Here is an 18,550-nt window from a genome sequence, read left to right on the forward strand (position 1 = left end):
GCGGGGCGGCCGGCGGGCCGTCAGCATTCACAGGCACGTCTCGCCTGCGATCTGCCGCCGAAACGAGCAGCTTCCGCATGAACTGCCCGCCGCCTGCTCAGCGCCCCCACTCCTGGCGGCAATCACCGTCAAGCTGACCGGTGTGTGTTTTGCGGCTTCTGGCACGCGTCCTGCTATGTGGTTTTTGACCGCTTTGATGGATGCGTGGGAACTCAGGAGCCTCAGCATGGCCGGAACGATGGATCGCAGACGGTTTCTGCAAGGGGTTCTGCAGGGTAGTGCTGCCGCTGTGGGATTTGCCCAGATCAACCCCGACTTTCTGATTTCTTCCGCTTTCGCGCAGACGGGCAAGCCGCTGGTCTTCCTCTCGGCCGAGAACATCACCGGCAACTGGGACCCGACCGCCCACACCACGCTCTCGCAGAAGAACATCGAGGGCTTCGTGATGGGCTTCCTGACCCGCACGCCGATGACCCTCGATGACCCCGGTAAGGTCGTCTACGAACTTGCCACCGACATTCAGTTGCTCGACCCGCACCGCCTCCAGATCAAGCTGCGCAAGGGCGTGCATTTCCACGACGGCAAGCCGTTCGGGCCCGAGGACGTGAAGGCGACCTTCGAGTACGGCTCGGGCAAGGATCGCCCGGCGCAGTGGTATCCCGGCCCGACCGAGACGCTGACGATCACCACGCCCGACGACGAGACCGTGATCGTCGACACCTCGAAGGGCGGCTACCCCGCCCACCTCTTCATCTTCCTCGCCTCGTTCCTCCCCATCCTCTCGGCCAAGGACGTCGCCGAGGGGCCGGGCGGCGCCCTCACCCGTCGCCTGAACGGCACGGGCCCGTTCCGCTTCGTCGAGCAGCGCGGCAACGATACCGTGCTCAAGGCCCATGACGGCTATTTCCGCGGCAAGCCCGGCATCCCCGGTATCAACTTCACCTTCACCGGCGACTCGACGACGCGGATGCTGTCGCTGATGAACGGTCAGGCCTCGATCGTCGAGCGGCTCGAGCCCGAGCAGGTCGAGACGGTCAAGAACAATCCGAAGATCGCGATCAACGAGGTCGTCTCGGTCGAGAACAAGTATCTCTGGTTCCGCTGCTCCAAGCCGCCCTTCAACGACGTGCGGGTGCGCATGGCCGCCTGCCACTCCATCGACCGGGCGATGCTGCTGGAGATCCTGGGCGCGGCGGGTCATGCCTGCGCCAACTTCATCTCGCCGGTGAAGTTCGGCTACGTCGACCTGAAGAACTATCCGGCCTACGACCCCGCCAAGGCCCAGGCGCTGCTGGCCGAGGCGGGCTTTCCCAAGGGCAAGGGGCTGCCGCCGCTCGAATACATCACCTCGGTCGGGTTCTACCCGAAGACCAAGGAGTACGGCGAGGTCATCACCGCGATGCTCAACGAGCAGGGCTTTCCGGTGAGCCTGACCGTGCTGGAGCCCGCGGCCTGGAACGAGCGCCTCTATCACCGCCCCGGCGGCGGGCCCGGCCACATGGTCGATTGCGGCTGGTCCACCGCCTCGCCCGAGCCGGATCTGGTGCTGCGCACCCACTTCCACTCGTCCTCGCACCGCATCACCGGCATCGAGGATGCGGAGATCGATGCGAGCCTGGATCGTGAGCGCGCGGCGCCGACGCTGGAGGAGCGTAAGGCCATCCTCCAGAACGAAACCATGCCGCTGCTGGCAACCAAGATGCCGGCGCTGTCGCTGTTCACCTCGGTGATGATCCACGCGATGCAGCGGGAGCTGAAGGGCCTCTACATCTACCCCGACGGCTCCATCGACGCCTCGAAAACGGCCTGACCGGCAAGACCGCCTGACTGAACTGTCCGCGCTCGGCGCGGGGCCCGGCCCGCCCCTACGGCGGCCGGGCCCCGCCCTGCCGATTCCGTCACCGGACCCGATGCCCCGATGTTCGTTCTCAGTTTCCTCGCCCGGCGCCTCGCGCAGGGTGCGGTCATCATCTTCCTCGTCTCGCTTCTGATCTTCACCCTGCTGCGGGTGATGTCGGGCAATCCCGTACGCCAGATGGTGGGCGGCATGGCGCCCGACTCCCTGGTGGAGGAGATCGCCACCACGATGGGCCTGCGCGATCCGATCATCGTGCAGTTCGGCCGCTATGCCGCTCAGGTCGTCCGGGGCGATCTCGGCCGCAGCTTCATGCGGCCGGCCAACGGCGCGGCGACGGGGGGCGCGAATTTCGACGACATGACCCGCGGCGAGCGGGCCGCGGTCGGCGACCTCATTCTCGACGCCCTGCCGATGACCCTGCAACTCGCCGCCCTGGCGCTCGCCATCGCCCTGGTCTTCTCGGCCCTGCTCGGGATCGCGGCGGGCTTGCGCCCCGGCGGGTTCTTCGACCGGCTCGCCTTCGCGGTCTCCTCGGTCTTCATCTCGATCCCGAATTTCTGGCTCGGCATCGTGCTCGCCCTGCTCCTGTCGGTGAAGCTCGGCTGGCTGCCGGCGATCGGCTATGGCGGCTTCTCCTACACGGTGCTGCCGGCCCTGGTGCTCGCCGTCGAGCTGTCGCCGGTGCTGATCCGGACGCTGTCGAGCGCGGTGGCGGCGCAGATGGGCGAATCTTACGTCGCCGTCGGCCATGTGCGCGGCCTGTCACGCCCGCGCATCGTCGCCGCGCATGCGCTGCGCAACGCCTCGGTGCCGCTCCTCAACCTGCTCGGCGTGCAGTTCTCCTCGCTGCTCGGGGGCGTGATCATCGTCGAATACATCTTCGACTATCCCGGCCTCGGGCTCCTCACCATCAACGCCGTGCTCCAGCGCGACTTCCCGCTGATCCAAGGCATCGCGATCGTCACCAGCGCGATCTTCGTCCTCATCAACATCCTCGTCGATCTCGCGGCGACGACCATCGATCCGAGGCTCGAATACTGATGGATGCCGTGGATTCTTCCCTGGCGCTCGTGCCGCCGCGCGTCGACGTCACGGCGTCGCGCTCCATCGGCCGGCGCATCCTCGGACGCGCCGCCCGCTCCGGCGGGTTCCGTATCGGCTTCGCCGTGCTCGCCCTCCTCGTGCTCGCCGCCGCGCTCTACCCGGAACTCAGTGGCATCGACCCGGCGATGCGGGACATCCGGGCGCGCCTGCTGCCGCCGCTGTTCCTCGGTGACAAGTGGAGCTGGGCGCATCCGCTGGGCACCGACCAGATCGGCCGCGACATGCTGGTGCGCTGCCTCGTGGGCTTACGCTACTCGCTGCTGATCGGCGTGGCCTCGGTCGCCGTGACCGTGGTCATCGGCTGCGCGCTCGGCACGGTTGCCGGCTATTTCGGCGGGCGCACCGACACGGTGATCATGCGGGTCACCGACGCGCAGCTCTCGATCCCGATGATCATCCTGGCGATCGCGGTGCTCGGCGCCGACCGCCCGACGATCCCAGCGATCATCCTCGTCCTCGGCCTGTCGAACTGGCCGGTCTACGCTCGGGTCATGCGCTCGGTGGTGATGGCCGAGCGCGGGCGCGAATACGTGCGGGCCGCGCAGGTCTCGGGCGCCACGCATCCGCGCATCATCCTCACCCTCCTCGTGCCGCTGCTGGTGCCGCCGCTGCTGTTCACCTCGGTGCTCGACGTGGCGCGGATGATGATCTTCGAGTCGACGCTGGGCTTTCTCGGCCTCGGCGTGCAGCCGCCGACGCCGACCTTCGGCAGCATCATCGCCGACGGGCGCAAATACCTCCTCAACGCGTGGTGGATCGCCACCATGCCCGGCGTGTTCCTGTGCCTCACGCTGACCGGCATCAACCTGATCGGCGCCGCGTTCGAGCGCGCCCGCAACACGATCCACGGGGGCGCCTGATGGACCCGGTGCTCTCCGTCCGCGACCTCTCCGTCGCCCTCACCCTCCCCGGGCGTGAGCGAAAAATCCTCGACGGCATCGGCTTTGACGTCGCCCCGCGGGAAATCGTCGGCGTGGTCGGCGCCTCGGGCGCGGGCAAGACGGTGCTGTCGCGGGCCGTGGTCAACTGGATCGCGGCCCCGCTCGCCATCCGCTCCGGTACCGTGTCCTTCCGCGGCCAGAACCTGCTGGCGCTGCCGCCACGGGCGATGCGAGGGCTTCGCCGCGACATCGCCTATGTCGGCGCCGACCCGATGGGCGCCCTCGACCCGACCCTGCCGGTCGGGCGCCAGATCGTCGAGAAGCTGCGCGCGGTGATGCCGGAGGTGGGCCGCCGAGAGGCGCAGGCGCGCGTGATCGCCCTGCTCGACGCCGTGCGCATCCCCTCGGCTACCGCGCGTTTCCACGATTACCCGTCGCAGTTCTCCGGCGGGATGATGCAGCGCGCGCTCATCGTCGACGCCATGGTCTCGAACCCGGCTTTGCTCGTCGCCGACAACGTGACCCAGCCCCTCGACGTGACGGTGGCCGCCCAGGTGATCCGCCTGATGCGCGAACTCACCGAGCGTTTCGAAACCGCGATCCTGTTCGTCTCCTCCTCGCTGCCCGTGGCCCGCGAGGCGGCGAGCCGCACTCTGGTGATCGATGCGGGGCGTCTGGTCGAGGAACAGCCGACGGAGGCGCTGATCGCCACGCCGCGCCACGCCTACACCCGCGATCTCGTGGCCCAGATCCCGGTGATCTGGGGCGAGCGGCCGAGCCTGCCCGCGGCTCCGAGGGCCGCCGGCGCGCGCCCCGCCGAGGCGATCATCAGCCTGCGGGACGTGTCGCAGACCTACCGGGTGAAGCGGCGCGGGAGCTTTGCCGGCACGAGCGCGCTGCGGGCCGTGCGCAACGTCACCTTCGACATCGCCAAGGGCGACAGCTTCGCCGTGGTCGGCGAATCCGGCTGTGGCAAGTCCACCCTGATGCGGCTGCTGAGCCGCCTTGAGCGCCCGAGCGGCGGCAGCGTGCTGTGCGAGGGCCGCGACATCGCCGGTCTGTCGGGGGCCGAACTCCTCGGCTTCCGCCGCAAGCTGCAACTGGTGCTGCAGGACCCGTTCAACTCGCTGCCGCCGCGCACCGGCATCGGCGCTATGCTGGAGGCGCCCCTGCGCACCCACGGCTGGCGTGACGCGAAAAAAATCCGCGAGCGGGTGCGCGCGGTGATGGACGATGTGGGCCTGCCCGTCGCGCTCTACGACGACCTGCCGCTCGGGCTCTCGGCCGGGCAGCGCCAGAGGGTCAACGTCGCTCGCGCCATGGTGCTCGAGCCCGAGATCCTGCTCATGGACGAGACGCTCTCGGCCCTCGACCAGACCGAGCAGTTCAAGCTGCTGGCGTTGTTCGAGAAACTCCAGCGCGCGCACGGGCTGACCTACATCTACATCAGCCACGACCTCGCGATGGTGCGCAAAGCCTGCAACCGCATCGCGGTGATGTATCTCGGCGAGGTCGTCGAACTCGCCGACAACGAGCGTCTGTTCTTCGATCCCGGCCACCCCTACACCCGCGCCCTGCTCTCGGCGATGCCGGCCCTGGAGGCGCGGCGCTACCGGCCGGAGGATTGCCTGATGGAGGGCGAGCCGCCGAGCCCGATCGACCTGCCGCAGGGCTGCGCCTTCCGCTCGCGCTGCCCGCAGGCCTTCGACGCCTGCGCCGTCCATCCGCCTTTCCTCACCGCGCGCGGCGCGCGCGACTTCGCCGCCTGCCACCGTGTGCCCGGCGCCGGCGCGGCCCTGCTTGCGGGCGCCGCCTGATGCCGCTCCTTCTCGAGACATCGATGAGATCCATGCCCGACATGATGGCCTTAGCCCCCGTGCGGATCGACCCCGCCCGCCTCCAGGCGATGATGGAGGCGGTCTCCGCCTTCGGCGGCGGGGCGGACGGCGCGCTGACCCGCCTGACGCTCTCGCAGGAGGACGGGCAGGCGCGCGACTGGCTCGCCGCGTGGTTTTCCGCGCACGGCTTCACCCCGAAGATCGACGCGATCGGCAACCAGTTCGGTGCTCTGGACTTGGCTGGGCCCGGCGCGCCGACGGTGATGGTCGGCTCGCATCTCGACAGCCAACCCAATGGCGGGCGCTTCGACGGGACCCTCGGCGTGCTCGCCGCCTGCGAGGCGATCCTCTCCGTGCGCGAGACTCTCGAAGCGGCGGGCATGGCCTCGGCCTGCAACTTCGCGGTCGCCAACTGGACCAACGAGGAGGGCGCCCGCTTCCAGCCGAGCCTGCTCGGCAGCAGCGTCTTCACCGGTGCGGCCGGGCTCGACTGGGCGCTGGCCCGGAGCGACGGCGACGGCGTCACCGTGGGCGAGGCCCTGTCGCGGATCGGCTATGTCGGGAGCGATGCCGTGCCGGTGCCGGACGCCTTCATCGAACTGCATATCGAAGGCGGACCGATCCTCGAGCGCGAGGGCCTGCGTTTCGGTGCCTTCACCCGCTACTGGGGCGCCACCAAGTACCGCCTCGCCTTCCTCGGACGCCAAGCCCATACCGGCCCGACGCCGATGGCCGAGCGGCGCGACGCGCTTCTCGGCGCCGCCTACTTGATCGCCGACCTCAAGGCGATGACGGCCGATTACGGCCTCGACCTGCACACCTCCGTCGGCAGGCTCGAAGTCCGCCCCAACTCGCCCAACACCGTGCCGAGCGAGGCGGTTCTGTTCATCGAGCTGCGCTCCGGCTCGCCTGCGATCCTGGAGGAGGCCGAACTCCGGCTGAAGGCCGCCATCGATCTGGCCGCCGCTCGCGCGGAAGTGGGTCACGAGGTGCGCGCCATCGACCGTCGCGCGGCCGGCCCGATGGCGCCGGGCCTCGTGCGGCTCGCCGAGCGCGCGGCTGCTGCCAACGGCACGACGACCCGCCACCTCGACACGATCGGCGGCCACGACGCCGTCAGCCTCAGCGCGGTCTGCCCCTCGGTGGTGCTGGCCGTGCCCTGCCGCGGCGGCGTGATGCACCACCCGACCGAGTTCACGAGCCCGGAGGATCAGGCCTTCGGAACGCAGGTGCTCGCCGACATGCTGATGATCCTCGCCACCGAGGGCATGGCCGCCGTCGAGACCGCGGGAGGGGTCCGATGAAGGGGCTGGGCACCCCCGACGACGCGTCGGAGCGGCTGGCCGAGGCCGCCCTGGCCCAGGCTTTCTCCGCGCGGCCCGACCTCCGGGGAAAGGGGCCGTATTACGCCGTGGCTGTGCCCGGCCTCGCCTCGCCCTCCTATCACGGGGTCGAATCCACGACCTTCCACGTCGCCGAGGCCGAGGGCGTCGCGCCGAGCCTGTTCCTCAAGGTCTCGGAGCCCTGCGCCGCCGCGCTGCTCGATCCCGCCGCTGCCTTCCGCGCGGCGCAGGCCATCGCTGCGCTGGGCCTCGCGCCGGAACCGCTGCATTGCGCGGCGGATCAGGGCGCGATCCTGTTCCGATGCCTCGGCCCGGATTGGCGCCCGGCCACCCTCGACAGGCTTCAGCGGCCGGACAGCATGGCCACGGTGATCGAGGCCTTCCGCCGGATCGGCGCGGGCGAAGCCTTCGGCCGGCCATGGAGCGTGTTCGATGCGATCCGTGACCTTCGCGCCCTGCTCGGTGAAGGGGCCGACACCCTGCCGCCCGACGCGTGGTTCCTGTTCGATTGGGCCGAGGCGATCGAGGCGGCACTGACGGCGGCCGGCACGGATGTCCGCCCGGCCCATGCCGACCCGCACGCCTCCAACCTGTTATTCGGCCCCGGTGGCACCCTGCAGCTCGTCGATTTCGACATGGCCTGCGACACCGACCCTCATTACCAGCTCGGCGCCTTCCTCAACGAGGCCTGCTCCTTCGAGGCGCCGATGAAGGCCGGCATCGAGATGGCGGAGGGCCGCTTCCGTCAGGACGTGTTCAACCGCGCCCGTGCCTACGCCGCCGCCGACGACCTGCACTGGGGCTTGCGCGCGCTCGTCATGGACCGGCTCTCGCCACGCCGCGGGCTCGAATTTCGCAAGTACGCCGCGTGGCGCTTCCTGCGCTGCCGGATGCTCGTCGGCCGGCCGGGCTTCGAGGAAACCCTGAGAGCCTTGTGAGGAGACGACCATGATCGCTCTGGGCCATGCCGCCACAGAGGCCGAGCACGCCTTCGAGGCGGCCCTGCGCGCCGTTCCGCGCTGGCAGGGGCGCTCGACGCGCTATCGGCCGGTGCTCGGCGGGATCAGCAACGTCAACTGGCGCGTCGAGATCGAGGGCGAGCCGCATCCCTACTTCGTCAAGATGCCGGGCCGCGGCACCGAGATGTTCATCGACCGCGCCGCCGCCCGGGCCGCCAGCCGGCAGGCGGAGGTGATCGGGCTAGGCCCCCGCACCTTCGACGATCTCGACGCGCACGGCATCGAGATCGCCGAGTTCGTGGACGGGCGCCGCCCCTCGACCAACCGCGACTTCGCCGATCCGGCCCTGCGGGCGGAAGCGATGCGCGTCTACCGCCGCTTCCACGCGGCCCCGCTCCTGCCGCTGACCAAGACCGTGTTCGACATGATCGACGAGCACGACCGGCAGGCCGCCGAACTCGGTGCGCTGCTGCCGCCCGATCAGGCGTGGCTCACCCGTCAGACCCGGCTGGCGCGGGCGGCTCTGGAGGCCTCGGGCCTCGACCTCGTGCCCTGCTTCAACGATCCGATGCCGGGCAACTTCCTCATCGGCGAGGATGGCTCGATCCTGCTGATCGACTTCGAATATGCCTCCAACAACGACCGGCTCTACGACATCGCGATCTGGAGCGGGGAGATGTTCTTCCCTGAGAGCGTCGATCGCGAGCTGATCGAGCAGTATTTCGGCCGCTACGACGAGGCTCTGTTCGCGCGCCTGATGGTGCACAAGGCGCTCGCCGACGTGAAGTGGTCGACCTGGGCGATGGTGCAGAACCGCATCTCCACCCTCGACTTCGATTTCTACAAGTACGGGATCTGGAAACACATGCGCGCCCGCTCGATCATGAACGACCCGCGCTGGCCGCTCTTCCTGAAGGCGCTCTGAGCGATGCGCCTGGCTGATCCCACAACCGGCGCACTCGCCCCGGAAACCATCCTCGCCTTCGCCGCCGAGCTGGCCGAGGCCGCGCGCCCGATCGCGCGCGCTTATTTCCGCACCCCGCTCGACATCGTGACGAAGGCCGACGAGAGCCCGGTGACGCTGGCCGACCGCGCCATCGAGGCGCGCCTGCGGGCCCTGATCGAGGCGCGGTTCCCCGATCACGGCATCTTCGGCGAGGAGATGGGCGTGAAGCCCGGCAGAAGGCCCGGCACCGGGCCGGTCTGGGTAATCGACCCGATCGACGGCACCAAGAGCTTCGTCACCGGCCTGCCGCTGTTCGGCACCCTGATCGCCTTCCTCGACGGCGGTCTGCCGGTCGTCGGGCTGATCGACATGCCGGCGCTGGGTGAGCGCTGGACCGGCGTGCCGGGTGAGGCGCGGTTCGGCGACTCACCCGCCCGCACCAGCACCTGCCGGAGCCTGTCCGCGGCGCGCTTCTTCACCACCTCGCCCGAGGGCTTCACCGGGGCGGACGAGGCGCGCTACCACCGCCTCAGCGCGACAACGGCCCTGCGCCGCTTCGGCGGCGATTGCTACGCCTACGGCCTGCTGGCGAGCGGCCATTGCGACTTGATCGCCGAGACCGGCCTGCAACCTTACGACTATATGGCCCTGGTGCCGGTGATCCGGGCGGCGGGCGGCGTGATCACCGACTGGAGCGGCGAGGACCTCTCCCTCCAATCCGACGGGCGGGTGCTCGCGGCGGCGACGCCGGAACTGCACGCCGAGGCGCTGGCGATCCTGCGGGCGTAGGGCGACCGAAGCCGGCGGTTTCCCCGCGTCGCGGTTTGCCAAGGGGATGTCGCTGATGTGGAAGCGACGGGGACCCCGGCGAACAATAATTCCCGAAAGCCAGATACGGCTCGGGAGGTCCCCATGCTCGATGTGACGCCGACCCCGCTTCAGCGCCTGCTGCGCGAGCGTCGCCCCGGCTACACCCTCGCTGCCCCGTTCTACCTCAGCCCCGAGGTGTTCGAGGCCGACATGGAGATCATCTTCGGACGGCACTGGATCTATGTCGGCGTCGAGCCCGACGTGCCGGAGGCCGGCGACGTCATGGTCGTCGATATCGGCAAGACCTCGGTCGCGATCGTGCGCGACGACGACAACGAGATCCGCGCCTTCCACAACGTCTGCCGCCACCGCGGCGCCCGCCTCGTCCACGACGAGAAGTCCACGGTCGGCAACCTCGTCTGCCGCTACCATTCCTGGACCTACAACCTTGAAGGCAACCTGATCCACGCCGAGCATATGGGCCCGGACTTCAAGAAGGAGTGCCACGGCCTCAAGCCGGTGCATGTCCGCTCGCTCGCCGGCCTGCTCTTCATCTGCCTCGCCGACGAGCCCCCGGCCGATTTCGACGAGATGGCCGCCCGCCTCGGGCCCTATATCGAGCCGCACAACGTGCGCGAGACCAAGGTCGCCTTCCAGAAGGACATCATCGAGCCCGGCAACTGGAAGTTGACGATGGAGAATAACCGCGAATGCTACCATTGCGGGGCCAACCATCCCGAGCTGACCGTGCCGCTCTTCGCCTACGGCTTCGGCTTCGCCCCCGAGGAGATGGACGAGCACGACCGCGCCCAGGCCGAGCGCTACGGCTGTCTGCTCAACACCTGCCACGGCGAGTGGGAAGCGGAGGGCTTGCCGTCGAAGGAGATCGACGAACTCGACACGATGGTCACGGGCTTCCGCACCGAGCGGCTGCCGCTCGACGGTGAGGGCGAGTCCCACACCCTCGACACCAAGGCCGCCTGCAAGAAGCTGCTCGGCAACCTCACCAGCGCCAAGCTCGGCGGCCTCTCGGTCTGGACGCAGCCGAATTCCTGGCACCACTTCCTCGGCGACCACATCGTCACGTTCTCGGTGCTGCCGCTCGATGCCGAGCGCTCGCTGCTGCGCACCAAGTGGCTCGTCCACAAGGACGCGGTCGAGGGCGTGGACTACGACCTCGCCAACCTCACCGGCGTCTGGGAGGCGACGAACGATCAGGACAGCGAACTCGTCGGCATCTGCCAGCAGGGTGTCGCGAGCCCGGCCTACGAGCCCGGCCCCTACTCGCCGCATACCGAGATGCTCGTGGAAAAATTCTGCAACTGGTATGTCGGCCGCATGGCCGCGCATCTGGGGCGCTGAGCCATGACGTCGGCCTCCACCTCGGCCGAGCCGGCCGCCGCGCGGCTCGCGGCCTCCGCGCCCTGGGATGCGGAGGCCGACGACGCCCTGGTCTGCCTCGCCGTTCGCGACGAGACGCACGACGTGAAGACCTTCGTGCTCGCCCCGAAGGAGCCCCGGCGCTTCGCCTATGCGCCGGGCCAGTTCCTGACCTTCTCCTTCGAGGTCGGCGGTGAGACGATCCACCGCTGCTACACCATCTCCTCGGCGCCGACGCGGCCGAACGCGGTCTCGTTCACGGTCAAGCGCGTGCCCGGCGGCCCGGTCTCGAACTGGCTGCACGACAACCTGAAGCCCGGCTCGGTCGTGCGGGCTCTGGGGCCGATGGGCGAGTTCTCCTGCTTCACCCATCCGGCGAAGAAGTACCTGCTCCTGTCCGGCGGCAGCGGCGTCACGCCGATGATGTCGATGGCGCGCACCTTCCACGACCTCGGTGAGGCCCGCGACGTGGCCTTCGTCCACTCCGCCCGCTCGCCCGCCGACATCGTGTTCCGGGGCGAGCTGGAGACGATCGCCCGGCTTGATCCCGGCTTCCGCTTCCACGCGGTCTGCGAGACCGATTCGCCCAATGAGACTTGGACGGGTCCGAAGGGCCGGCTGTCGCTCGACATCCTGCGTGAGGCGGTGCCGGACTTTTTGGAGCGCGAAGTCTTCGTCTGCGGCCCCAAGCCCTACATGGACGCCGTGCGGGCGATGCTGAAGGAAGCCGGCTTCGACATGGCCCGGCACCATCAGGAGAGCTTCGACTTCGGCGAACTGCCGGAGGCCGAGCAGGAGGCCGCGGCGGAGGCGGGCAAGGAACTCGACGCCGAGGCCGCGCCCACCGGGGGCGTGCGCACCTTCCGGGTGGAGTTCGCTAAAACCCGCCGGGTGCTCGAATGCCCGGAGAACGAGACGGTGCTCGACGCCGCCCGCAAGGCCGGCATCCGCCTGCCCTCCTCCTGCGCCAAGGGCCTGTGCGGCACCTGCAAGTCGAAGCTCACCTCCGGTACCGTCGCCATGACCCATGCCGGCGGCATCCGCCAGCGCGAGATCGACGCCGGCATGGCGCTCTTGTGCTGCTCGAAGCCGACGAGCGACCTCGTCGTCGAACGCTGATCGGGCGGCCGCCCCGGCGGTCGCCCCCGGTCAGCGTCCCCAAGCTTTCCCCGTTGCCTTCGGGAGTCGTCCCGTGATCGCCAATGCCGACGCGCTGCTGAAGCCGCTGACCATCAAGGGGCTCACCATCCGCAACCGGGTGATGTCCACGAGCCACGCGCCCGGCTACGGCCGGGACGGCAAGCCGCAGGAGCGCTACCAGCTCTACCACGCCGAGAAGGCCAAGGGCGGCATCGGGCTCACCATGTTCGGCGGCTCGTCCTCGGTCGCCGTCGACAGTCCGGCCGCGCCGTGGAACCAGATCTCGGTCGCCGACGATTCGGTGATCCCGTTCTTCCGGCAGTTCTCCGACCGGGTGCACGAGCACGGCGGCAAGCTGATGATCCAGCTCACCCATATGGGCCGGCGGACCAAGTGGGACACCGAGCACTGGCTCCCCACCGTCTCGCCCTCACCCCGGCGCGAGCCCGCCTCCCGCACCATCCCGAAGGAGATGGAGCCCGAGGACATCGCCCGCATCGTCAAGAGCTTCGCCCAGGCCGCCCGGCGCTGCCGCGAGGGCGGACTCGACGGCTGCGAGGTCTCGGCCGCCCACGGCCACCTGATCGACCAGTTCTGGTCGCCCAGCGTCAACCAGCGCACCGACAAGTATGGCGGCAGCCTGGAGAACCGGATGCGCTTCGGCATCGAGGTGCTGGAGGCGATGCGCGCCGAGGTCGGCGACGACTACGTCATCGGCATCCGCATGTCCGGCGACGAGATGATCGCCGACGGCCTCAGCCAGGAGGATTGCTTGGCGATCGCCACGGAATACGCCCGGCGCGGACTCGTCGACTTCCTCAACATCCTCGGCGGCCAGGCGCGCGACCACATCGCGCACGCGATCTCGCTGCCGAACATGTCCTTCCCGGTGGCGCCGTTCCTGTTCCTGCCGAGCGCGATCAAGCGCGAGGTCGACGTGCCGGTGTTCCACGCCCAGCGCGTCACCGACCTCGCCACCGCGGCGCGCGCGGTCGCGGAAGGGCATGTCGACATGGTGGCGATGACGCGTGCCCACATCGCCGATCCGCACCTCGTGAAGAAGCTCTCCGAGGGCCGGGCCGACGACATTCGTCAATGCGTCGGCGCGGGCTACTGCATCGATCGGATCTATGTCGGCGGCGACGCGCTCTGCATCCAGAACGCGGCCACCGGCCGCGAGGCGACGATGCCGCACGAGATCCGCAAGGCGGACCTGCGCCGCCGCGTGGTGGTGATCGGCGCCGGCCCCGGCGGCCTGGAGGCGGCCCGCGTCTGCGCCGAGCGCGGCCATTCGGTGGTGCTGTTCGAGAAGAGCGGGCAGGCCGGCGGCCAGATCTCGATCGCGGCCAAGGCGGGCTGGCGCGAGGCGATGTCAGGCATCACCCGCTGGCTGGTGTCGCAGGTGACGAAGCTCGGTGTCGATCTGCGCCTCAACACCGAGGCGACGGAACAGGCCGTGCTGGCGGAGAAGCCCGAAATCATCATCGTCGCGACCGGAGGTACGCCCTTCCGCGGCCACGCCAAGGGCGCCGAGCAGCACGCGGTCACCACCACCGAGGTGCTGACCGGCGCGGTCGAGCCCACCGGCTCGGTGCTGCTCTACGACGAGATGGGCCAGCACAACGCCGCGTCGGTCGCCGAGCAACTGGCCAAGCGCGGCTGCCTCGTCGAGATCGCCACCCACGACCGCATGGTCGCGGAGGAGGTCGGCACGACCAACCAGCCGATCCACCTGCGCGAATTGTACAAGCTCGGCGTGGTGATGACGCCGAACATGGAGCTGATCGAGATCTACCCCGAGGGCAACCGCTTCGTCGCGGCCCTGCGCAACACCATGACCGATGCCGAGGAGGAGCGCCTCGTCGACCGCATCGTCGTGGATCACGGCACGCTGCCCGTGGACGGGCTCTACCACGCGCTGAAGGACGCCTCGGTCAATCACGGCCAGACCGATCAGGACGCGGTCCTGCGCGGCGAGCCGCAGCCCTACGACCTGTCGAAGGGCTACGCCCTCTACCGCATCGGCGACGCGGTCTCGGGCCGCAACATCCACGCGGCGATCTACGACGCCCTGCGGCTGTGCAAGGATCTTTGATCCGGTTCACCCATGGCACGAACGGGCTCGCAGCGGCTCTCCTCGCTCCCCGCACGCGGGGAGAGAGGACGCGCGGCAATCGAACGCCTCGCTCCGACTCGATGAGTTCAGCACCCTCGCCAAGCCCGTAGGCCCACCGTCATGACCAGCTTCGTGCCCCTGACCACGGTGTTTCCCGGCCTCGTCTGGCTGATGGCGGCGCTCGCCCTCGTCCAGGTCTCGCGCCGTGCCGCCCTCTGGCGCGTCGGCACGGCCGCGCCCGTGGCGTGGCTCGACGGCCTTGCCAAGCTGCCCCGGCGCTACCTCGTCGATGTCCACCACGTCGTGGCCCGCGATCCTTACGCCTCGCGCATGCACGCGGTCGTGGCGGGCGGCCTGCTCGCGTCCTCCATTCTGACCGCGCTGGCGATCCTGCCGCCGCTGGCGGAGTTCCGGCCCTACTGGTTCCTCGTGGCGCTGGCCTTCGGGGTCACGGCGGTCGGCTCGCTGCTCGTCGGCGCCCGGCGCTATCCTGTTAAGCAGAAGCGCCTCTCCGCCGGCCACTTCCAGATCCTGCCGTTCCTGCTTCTCGCCTACGCCGTCGGCGGCACCATCACCGCGCTGCTGCTGGCCTTCGGCGGCGGCGGCTTGTTCGGCTCCGTTGCGCTCGCGCTCGCGGCGGCCGGCGGGCTCGGCCTCGCCTACGAGGTACGCCACGGCCCGATGCGCCACGCAGCGGCCGGCGCGCTCCACCTCGTCGCCCATCCCCGGCCCGGCCGGTTCGAGGGTCGCCCCGACACCGCGCTCCAGCCCCTCGACCTCGATGCGCCCCGGCTCGGCTCGGAGATGCCCGCCGACTTCACCTGGAACCGTCTGCTCTCCTACGACGCCTGCGTGAGCTGCGGGCGCTGCGAGATCGCCTGCCCGGCCTTCGCCGCCGGCCAGCCGCTGAACCCCAAGAAACTCATTCAGGATCTCGTCGCCGGCCTCTCCCCGGCCGAGCCCGCCTATGCCGGCAATCCCTATCCCGGCGGCCGGGCGGCGGAGGGCGAGCGCGGGGCGCTGGCCCGGCTGATCGGGCCGGACGCGCGCATCCACCCGGACACGCTGTGGTCCTGCACCACCTGCCGCGCCTGCGTCGAGGAATGCCCGATGATGATCGAGCATGTCGACGCCGTGGTCTCCCTGCGCCGGCACGAGACGCTGGAGCGCGGGGCGCTGCCCGAGAAGGCGGTCGGGCCGGTGACGGAGCTGCGCCAGTCCGGCGATCCCGGCGGGCGCCCGCTCGCCGCGCGCACGGACTTCGCCGCCGGTGTCGAGCTGCCGCGGATGGCCGAGCGCGGCGGGGCCGAAATCCTGCTCTGGCTCGGCGAGGGCGCCTACGACCTGCGCTACGGCCGCTCGCTCCGCGCCCTCGTCCGGCTCCTGCGCGACGGGCAAGTCGATTTCGCGGTGCTGGGGGCGGAGGAGCGCGACACCGGCGACCTCGCCCGCCGGCTCGGCGACGAGGCGACCTTCCAGGCGCTGGCGCGGGAGAACATCGCGACACTCAGCAAATACCGCTTCGCGCGGATCGTCACCGCCGACCCGCACGCGCTGCATGCGCTCCGCAACGAGTACCCGGCGCTCGGTGGGCGCTACACGGTGGTGCACCACACCGCCTTCCTGCTGGAGCTGATCCGGGCGGGCAAGCTCAACCCCGGCCGACTGCCGGACCTCTCGGTCACCTATCACGACCCCTGCTACCTCGCCCGCTACAACGGGGAGACCGAGGCGCCCCGCGCCGTGCTCGACGCGATCGGCGTCTCCCGCAGCGAGATGGCCCGTTCGGGGCGCCGGGCGATGTGCTGCGGCGGCGGCGGCGGCGCGCCGGTGAGCGACGTGCCGGGCGAGCGGCGCATCCCCGACATCCGCATGGCCCAGGCCGCCGAGACCGGCGCCGGCATCGTCGCCGTCGCCTGCCCCTCCTGCACGGCGATGCTGGAGGGCGTGACCGACCGCAAGGCGGAGATCCGCGACGTGGCCGAACTCCTGCTCCAGGCGGTGGAGGCGGGCCGATGAGCCGCCCGCGCCGCGACCCGCGGGCCGAGCGGGCGGCCACCTTCATCGCCGGCGAGGGTCCCCGCCCCCGCTACGACCGCACCCGGCGGGCCGCCGGCTCCGGCCGGCCGCGCCGCGACCCGCGGGCCGAGCGCGAGGCGCAGCGCATCGGCGGCGGGGCGCGGCTGCGCTACGACCTTACTCAGGTCGGCCGCCCGATCGGCGAGGCGGTCGCCGCCGTGCCCCGGTCTGCGCCGGTGGCGGAGGCGCCGAAGACGGTCATCGTCGAGACGCCCGCCTTCCTCGTCGCGGTGGTGCCGGACGCGCCCGGCGGTCGCCTCTCGGGCCATGACCGGCAGGTGCTCGGCGCGGCTCGAGCGCTCGCCGGGCGCGAGGGTGCGGTCGCGGTGATCGTGGAGGGGGATTGCGAGGGACTCGGGGCGGCGGGCGCCGATCGGGTGCTCCGGTTCGACGGCGCGAAGGGATACGATCCGGCGGGCCGGGCTGCCCGCGTCGGGGTCGCCCTCGCAGGCCTCGCGGCGCGCCACGTCCTGTTCCCGGAATCCCTCGACGGCGGCGATCTCGCCCGCCGCGTCGCGGTGGCCTCAGGTGAGGCGCTGTTCACCAATGCCGAGGTGGTGGCCGCCAAGGGTCTGGTCCGCCCGGCCAGGGGCCGCCGGGTCGAGCAGAGCCTCGCCCCGCCCCGCCTCGCCACCGTGGCGCCGGACGCGGTCGCCGACTATGCCGGCCCGCCGCGGGAGGCGCGCGCCCTCCCCTTCGAGGGCTCGGTCCCGGTAGAAACTCCGAAAAACATCGTGTCGGCGACGCGCATCCCGGCCGATCCCGCCACGGTGCCGCTGTCGCTCGCCGAGTTCGTCGTGTCGGCCGGCAACGGCCTCACCGATCTCGACACCTTCCGCCAGGTGGTAACGGAGCTTCACGCGACGCCCGGCGCGAGCCGCGTGCTGTGCGATGCCGGGCTGATGCCGCGCCACAGCCAGGTCGGCGCCTCGGGCACCGTGCTGGCCGCGACCTGCTACTTCGCGCTCGGCATCTCCGGGGCGCCGCAGCACCTCCAGGGCGTGGCCGGCTGCGAGCACGTGGTGGCGGTCAACACCGACCTCCACGCGGCGATGATCGAGCGGGCGGGCCTCGCCGTGGTGCAGGACGCCCAGGCCGTGATGCCGGCCCTGCTCCGATTGCTCGCCCAGGAATCCGGACAGGGAGCGGAGGGAGCGCCGTTATGAAGATCGCCGTCCTCCTGTCCGCCGGACTCCATCCGGTCTCCGGGGCGCCGGTGCTGCCGCGGGTCGAGGCCCAGGCGATCCGGATGGCCGCCGGGCTCGGCGCGTCGTCCGAAATCTTCGGCCTGCATGCCGGGCCGGACGCCGCCGCGATCGCCGAGGCGCTGGGCCAGGGGCTCGACCGAATCGAGCACATCGCGGTCGCGGCCGGCGACGACCCGGTGCCGGCACTCGCCGCGCGGCTCGCCGAACTTGCCCCCGCCCTGATCCTGGCCGGGCGGCGCAGCCAGGGTGGCGACGAGAGCGGCCTCGTGCCCTATGCGCTGGCCCGCGCCCTCTCGCTGCCCCTGGTGTCCGACGTGGTCGCGGCGGCGCGCGAGGCGGAGGGGGCCTTGCGCCTCGACCAGAGCCTCGGCCGCGGTGCCCTGCGCCGGGTGCTGGTGCGGGGGCCGGTCGTCGTCACCTGCCATCCGGACGCCCCTGCCCCGCTCGCCTACGCCTATGGCCGGGCTCGCCGCGGCCGCGTCGAGACGCTGGCCGTCGCGCCGGCCGCGGTCCCGGCTCCGGCCATCGCGATGGAGGAGCGGCCCTATCGCCGCCGGCCCAAGATCGTGAAGGGCGCGCCCGCGGGCGGCTCGGCGGCGGAGCGGCTGAAGGCGGCCACCGGCGAGAGCGGGTCGGCTTCGAGCGGCCGGCTGCTGATCCAGCCCGATCCCGAGGACGCCGCCCGCGAGATCCTGGCCTATCTCCGGCAGATCGGCGTCCTGGCTCCGGCCGGCGCTGGCGCGGAACCGAAGATCTAGAGCATCGTCCCGAAAGGTGGCCACCGGCTTTCGGAAAAGACGATGCAAAACAAGGTTCTAGTCATTGTTCTGACGCGCATTTTCTCGACGAACCGGTGACCACTTCGTCGAAATGCGCTCTGAGAAAAAG

General features: G+C 70.5%; 14 protein-coding genes. All 14 read left to right on the forward strand.

Going from position 1 to position 18,550, the window contains the following annotated elements:
* The first annotated feature begins 226 nt into the window (after window positions 1–226).
* The 14 genes from FHU13_RS18550 (at window position 227) to FHU13_RS18615 (ending at window position 18,420) form a co-directional block, all read left to right on the forward strand.
* Entirely contained in the window at window positions 227–1,810 is a 1,584-nt protein-coding gene (locus tag FHU13_RS18550) for an ABC transporter substrate-binding protein (RefSeq protein WP_183437327.1), read from the forward strand.
* 108 nt (window positions 1,811–1,918) lie between these two features.
* Window positions 1,919–2,899: an ABC transporter permease gene (locus tag FHU13_RS18555; protein WP_183437328.1), complete on the forward strand. Its 981-nt coding sequence runs from the start codon at window positions 1,919–1,921 to the stop codon at window positions 2,897–2,899.
* A complete protein-coding gene (locus FHU13_RS18560) occupies window positions 2,899–3,822 on the forward strand; it encodes an ABC transporter permease (RefSeq protein ID WP_183437329.1) in 924 nt (307 codons plus the stop codon). The genes FHU13_RS18555 and FHU13_RS18560 overlap by 1 nt, the downstream gene beginning before the upstream one ends.
* Window positions 3,822–5,660, forward strand: coding sequence for an ABC transporter ATP-binding protein (locus tag FHU13_RS18565; protein WP_183437330.1), 1,839 nt, complete (start codon window positions 3,822–3,824; stop codon window positions 5,658–5,660). The genes FHU13_RS18560 and FHU13_RS18565 overlap by 1 nt, the downstream gene beginning before the upstream one ends.
* A 32-nt stretch (window positions 5,661–5,692) precedes the next feature.
* On the forward strand, window positions 5,693–6,985 hold the full coding sequence (locus tag FHU13_RS18570; protein ID WP_183437331.1) for a Zn-dependent hydrolase: 1,293 nt from the start codon (window positions 5,693–5,695) through the stop codon (window positions 6,983–6,985).
* Window positions 6,982–7,962: a phosphotransferase gene (locus FHU13_RS18575; protein ID WP_183437332.1), complete on the forward strand. Its 981-nt coding sequence runs from the start codon at window positions 6,982–6,984 to the stop codon at window positions 7,960–7,962. The genes FHU13_RS18570 and FHU13_RS18575 overlap by 4 nt, the downstream gene beginning before the upstream one ends.
* 10 nt (window positions 7,963–7,972) lie before the next feature.
* Window positions 7,973–8,908, forward strand: coding sequence for a phosphotransferase (locus FHU13_RS18580; RefSeq protein ID WP_183437333.1), 936 nt, complete (start codon window positions 7,973–7,975; stop codon window positions 8,906–8,908).
* A 3-nt stretch (window positions 8,909–8,911) separates the two neighbouring features.
* On the forward strand, window positions 8,912–9,718 hold the full coding sequence (gene hisN, locus FHU13_RS18585) for a histidinol-phosphatase (protein WP_183437334.1): 807 nt from the start codon (window positions 8,912–8,914) through the stop codon (window positions 9,716–9,718).
* 123 nt (window positions 9,719–9,841) lie between these two features.
* Entirely contained in the window at window positions 9,842–11,101 is a 1,260-nt protein-coding gene (locus tag FHU13_RS18590; protein ID WP_183437335.1) for an SRPBCC family protein, read from the forward strand.
* A 3-nt stretch (window positions 11,102–11,104) separates the two neighbouring features.
* Window positions 11,105–12,238, forward strand: a complete 1,134-nt coding sequence (locus FHU13_RS18595; RefSeq protein WP_183437336.1) for a hybrid-cluster NAD(P)-dependent oxidoreductase — start codon at window positions 11,105–11,107, stop codon at window positions 12,236–12,238.
* A 73-nt stretch (window positions 12,239–12,311) separates the two neighbouring features.
* On the forward strand, window positions 12,312–14,354 hold the full coding sequence (locus FHU13_RS18600; protein ID WP_183437337.1) for an NADH:flavin oxidoreductase: 2,043 nt from the start codon (window positions 12,312–12,314) through the stop codon (window positions 14,352–14,354).
* A 141-nt stretch (window positions 14,355–14,495) separates the two neighbouring features.
* Complete coding sequence (locus FHU13_RS18605; protein ID WP_183437338.1) at window positions 14,496–16,394, forward strand: DUF3483 domain-containing protein; 1,899 nt, start codon at window positions 14,496–14,498, stop codon at window positions 16,392–16,394.
* Window positions 16,391–17,620, forward strand: coding sequence for an electron transfer flavoprotein subunit alpha/FixB family protein (locus tag FHU13_RS18610; protein WP_183437339.1), 1,230 nt, complete (start codon window positions 16,391–16,393; stop codon window positions 17,618–17,620). Before FHU13_RS18605 ends, FHU13_RS18610 begins: the two co-directional genes overlap by 4 nt.
* Window positions 17,617–18,420, forward strand: a complete 804-nt coding sequence (locus FHU13_RS18615) for an electron transfer flavoprotein subunit beta (protein ID WP_183437340.1) — start codon at window positions 17,617–17,619, stop codon at window positions 18,418–18,420. Before FHU13_RS18610 ends, FHU13_RS18615 begins: the two co-directional genes overlap by 4 nt.
* Window positions 18,421–18,550: the final 130 nt, after the last annotated feature.

It is taken from the genome of Methylobacterium sp. R2-1, assembly GCF_014191355.1.
Lineage (GTDB): Bacteria > Pseudomonadota > Alphaproteobacteria > Rhizobiales > Beijerinckiaceae > Methylobacterium.

Excerpts from the sequence above, each read along its gene's own strand:
- FHU13_RS18550 (WP_183437327.1), top strand. The coding sequence starts at position 227 with ATGGCCGGAACGATGGATCGCAGACGGTTTCTGCAAGGGGTTCTGCAG.
- FHU13_RS18555 (WP_183437328.1), top strand. The coding sequence starts at position 1,919 with ATGTTCGTTCTCAGTTTCCTCGCCCGGCGCCTCGCGCAGGGTGCGGTC.
- FHU13_RS18560 (WP_183437329.1), top strand. The coding sequence starts at position 2,899 with ATGGATGCCGTGGATTCTTCCCTGGCGCTCGTGCCGCCGCGCGTCGAC.
- FHU13_RS18565 (WP_183437330.1), top strand. The coding sequence starts at position 3,822 with ATGGACCCGGTGCTCTCCGTCCGCGACCTCTCCGTCGCCCTCACCCTC.
- FHU13_RS18570 (WP_183437331.1), top strand. The coding sequence starts at position 5,693 with ATGCCCGACATGATGGCCTTAGCCCCCGTGCGGATCGACCCCGCCCGC.
- FHU13_RS18575 (WP_183437332.1), top strand. The coding sequence starts at position 6,982 with ATGAAGGGGCTGGGCACCCCCGACGACGCGTCGGAGCGGCTGGCCGAG.
- FHU13_RS18580 (WP_183437333.1), top strand. The coding sequence starts at position 7,973 with ATGATCGCTCTGGGCCATGCCGCCACAGAGGCCGAGCACGCCTTCGAG.
- hisN (WP_183437334.1), top strand. The coding sequence starts at position 8,912 with ATGCGCCTGGCTGATCCCACAACCGGCGCACTCGCCCCGGAAACCATC.
- FHU13_RS18590 (WP_183437335.1), top strand. The coding sequence starts at position 9,842 with ATGCTCGATGTGACGCCGACCCCGCTTCAGCGCCTGCTGCGCGAGCGT.
- FHU13_RS18595 (WP_183437336.1), top strand. The coding sequence starts at position 11,105 with ATGACGTCGGCCTCCACCTCGGCCGAGCCGGCCGCCGCGCGGCTCGCG.
- FHU13_RS18605 (WP_183437338.1), top strand. The coding sequence starts at position 14,496 with ATGACCAGCTTCGTGCCCCTGACCACGGTGTTTCCCGGCCTCGTCTGG.
- FHU13_RS18610 (WP_183437339.1), top strand. The coding sequence starts at position 16,391 with ATGAGCCGCCCGCGCCGCGACCCGCGGGCCGAGCGGGCGGCCACCTTC.
- FHU13_RS18615 (WP_183437340.1), top strand. The coding sequence starts at position 17,617 with ATGAAGATCGCCGTCCTCCTGTCCGCCGGACTCCATCCGGTCTCCGGG.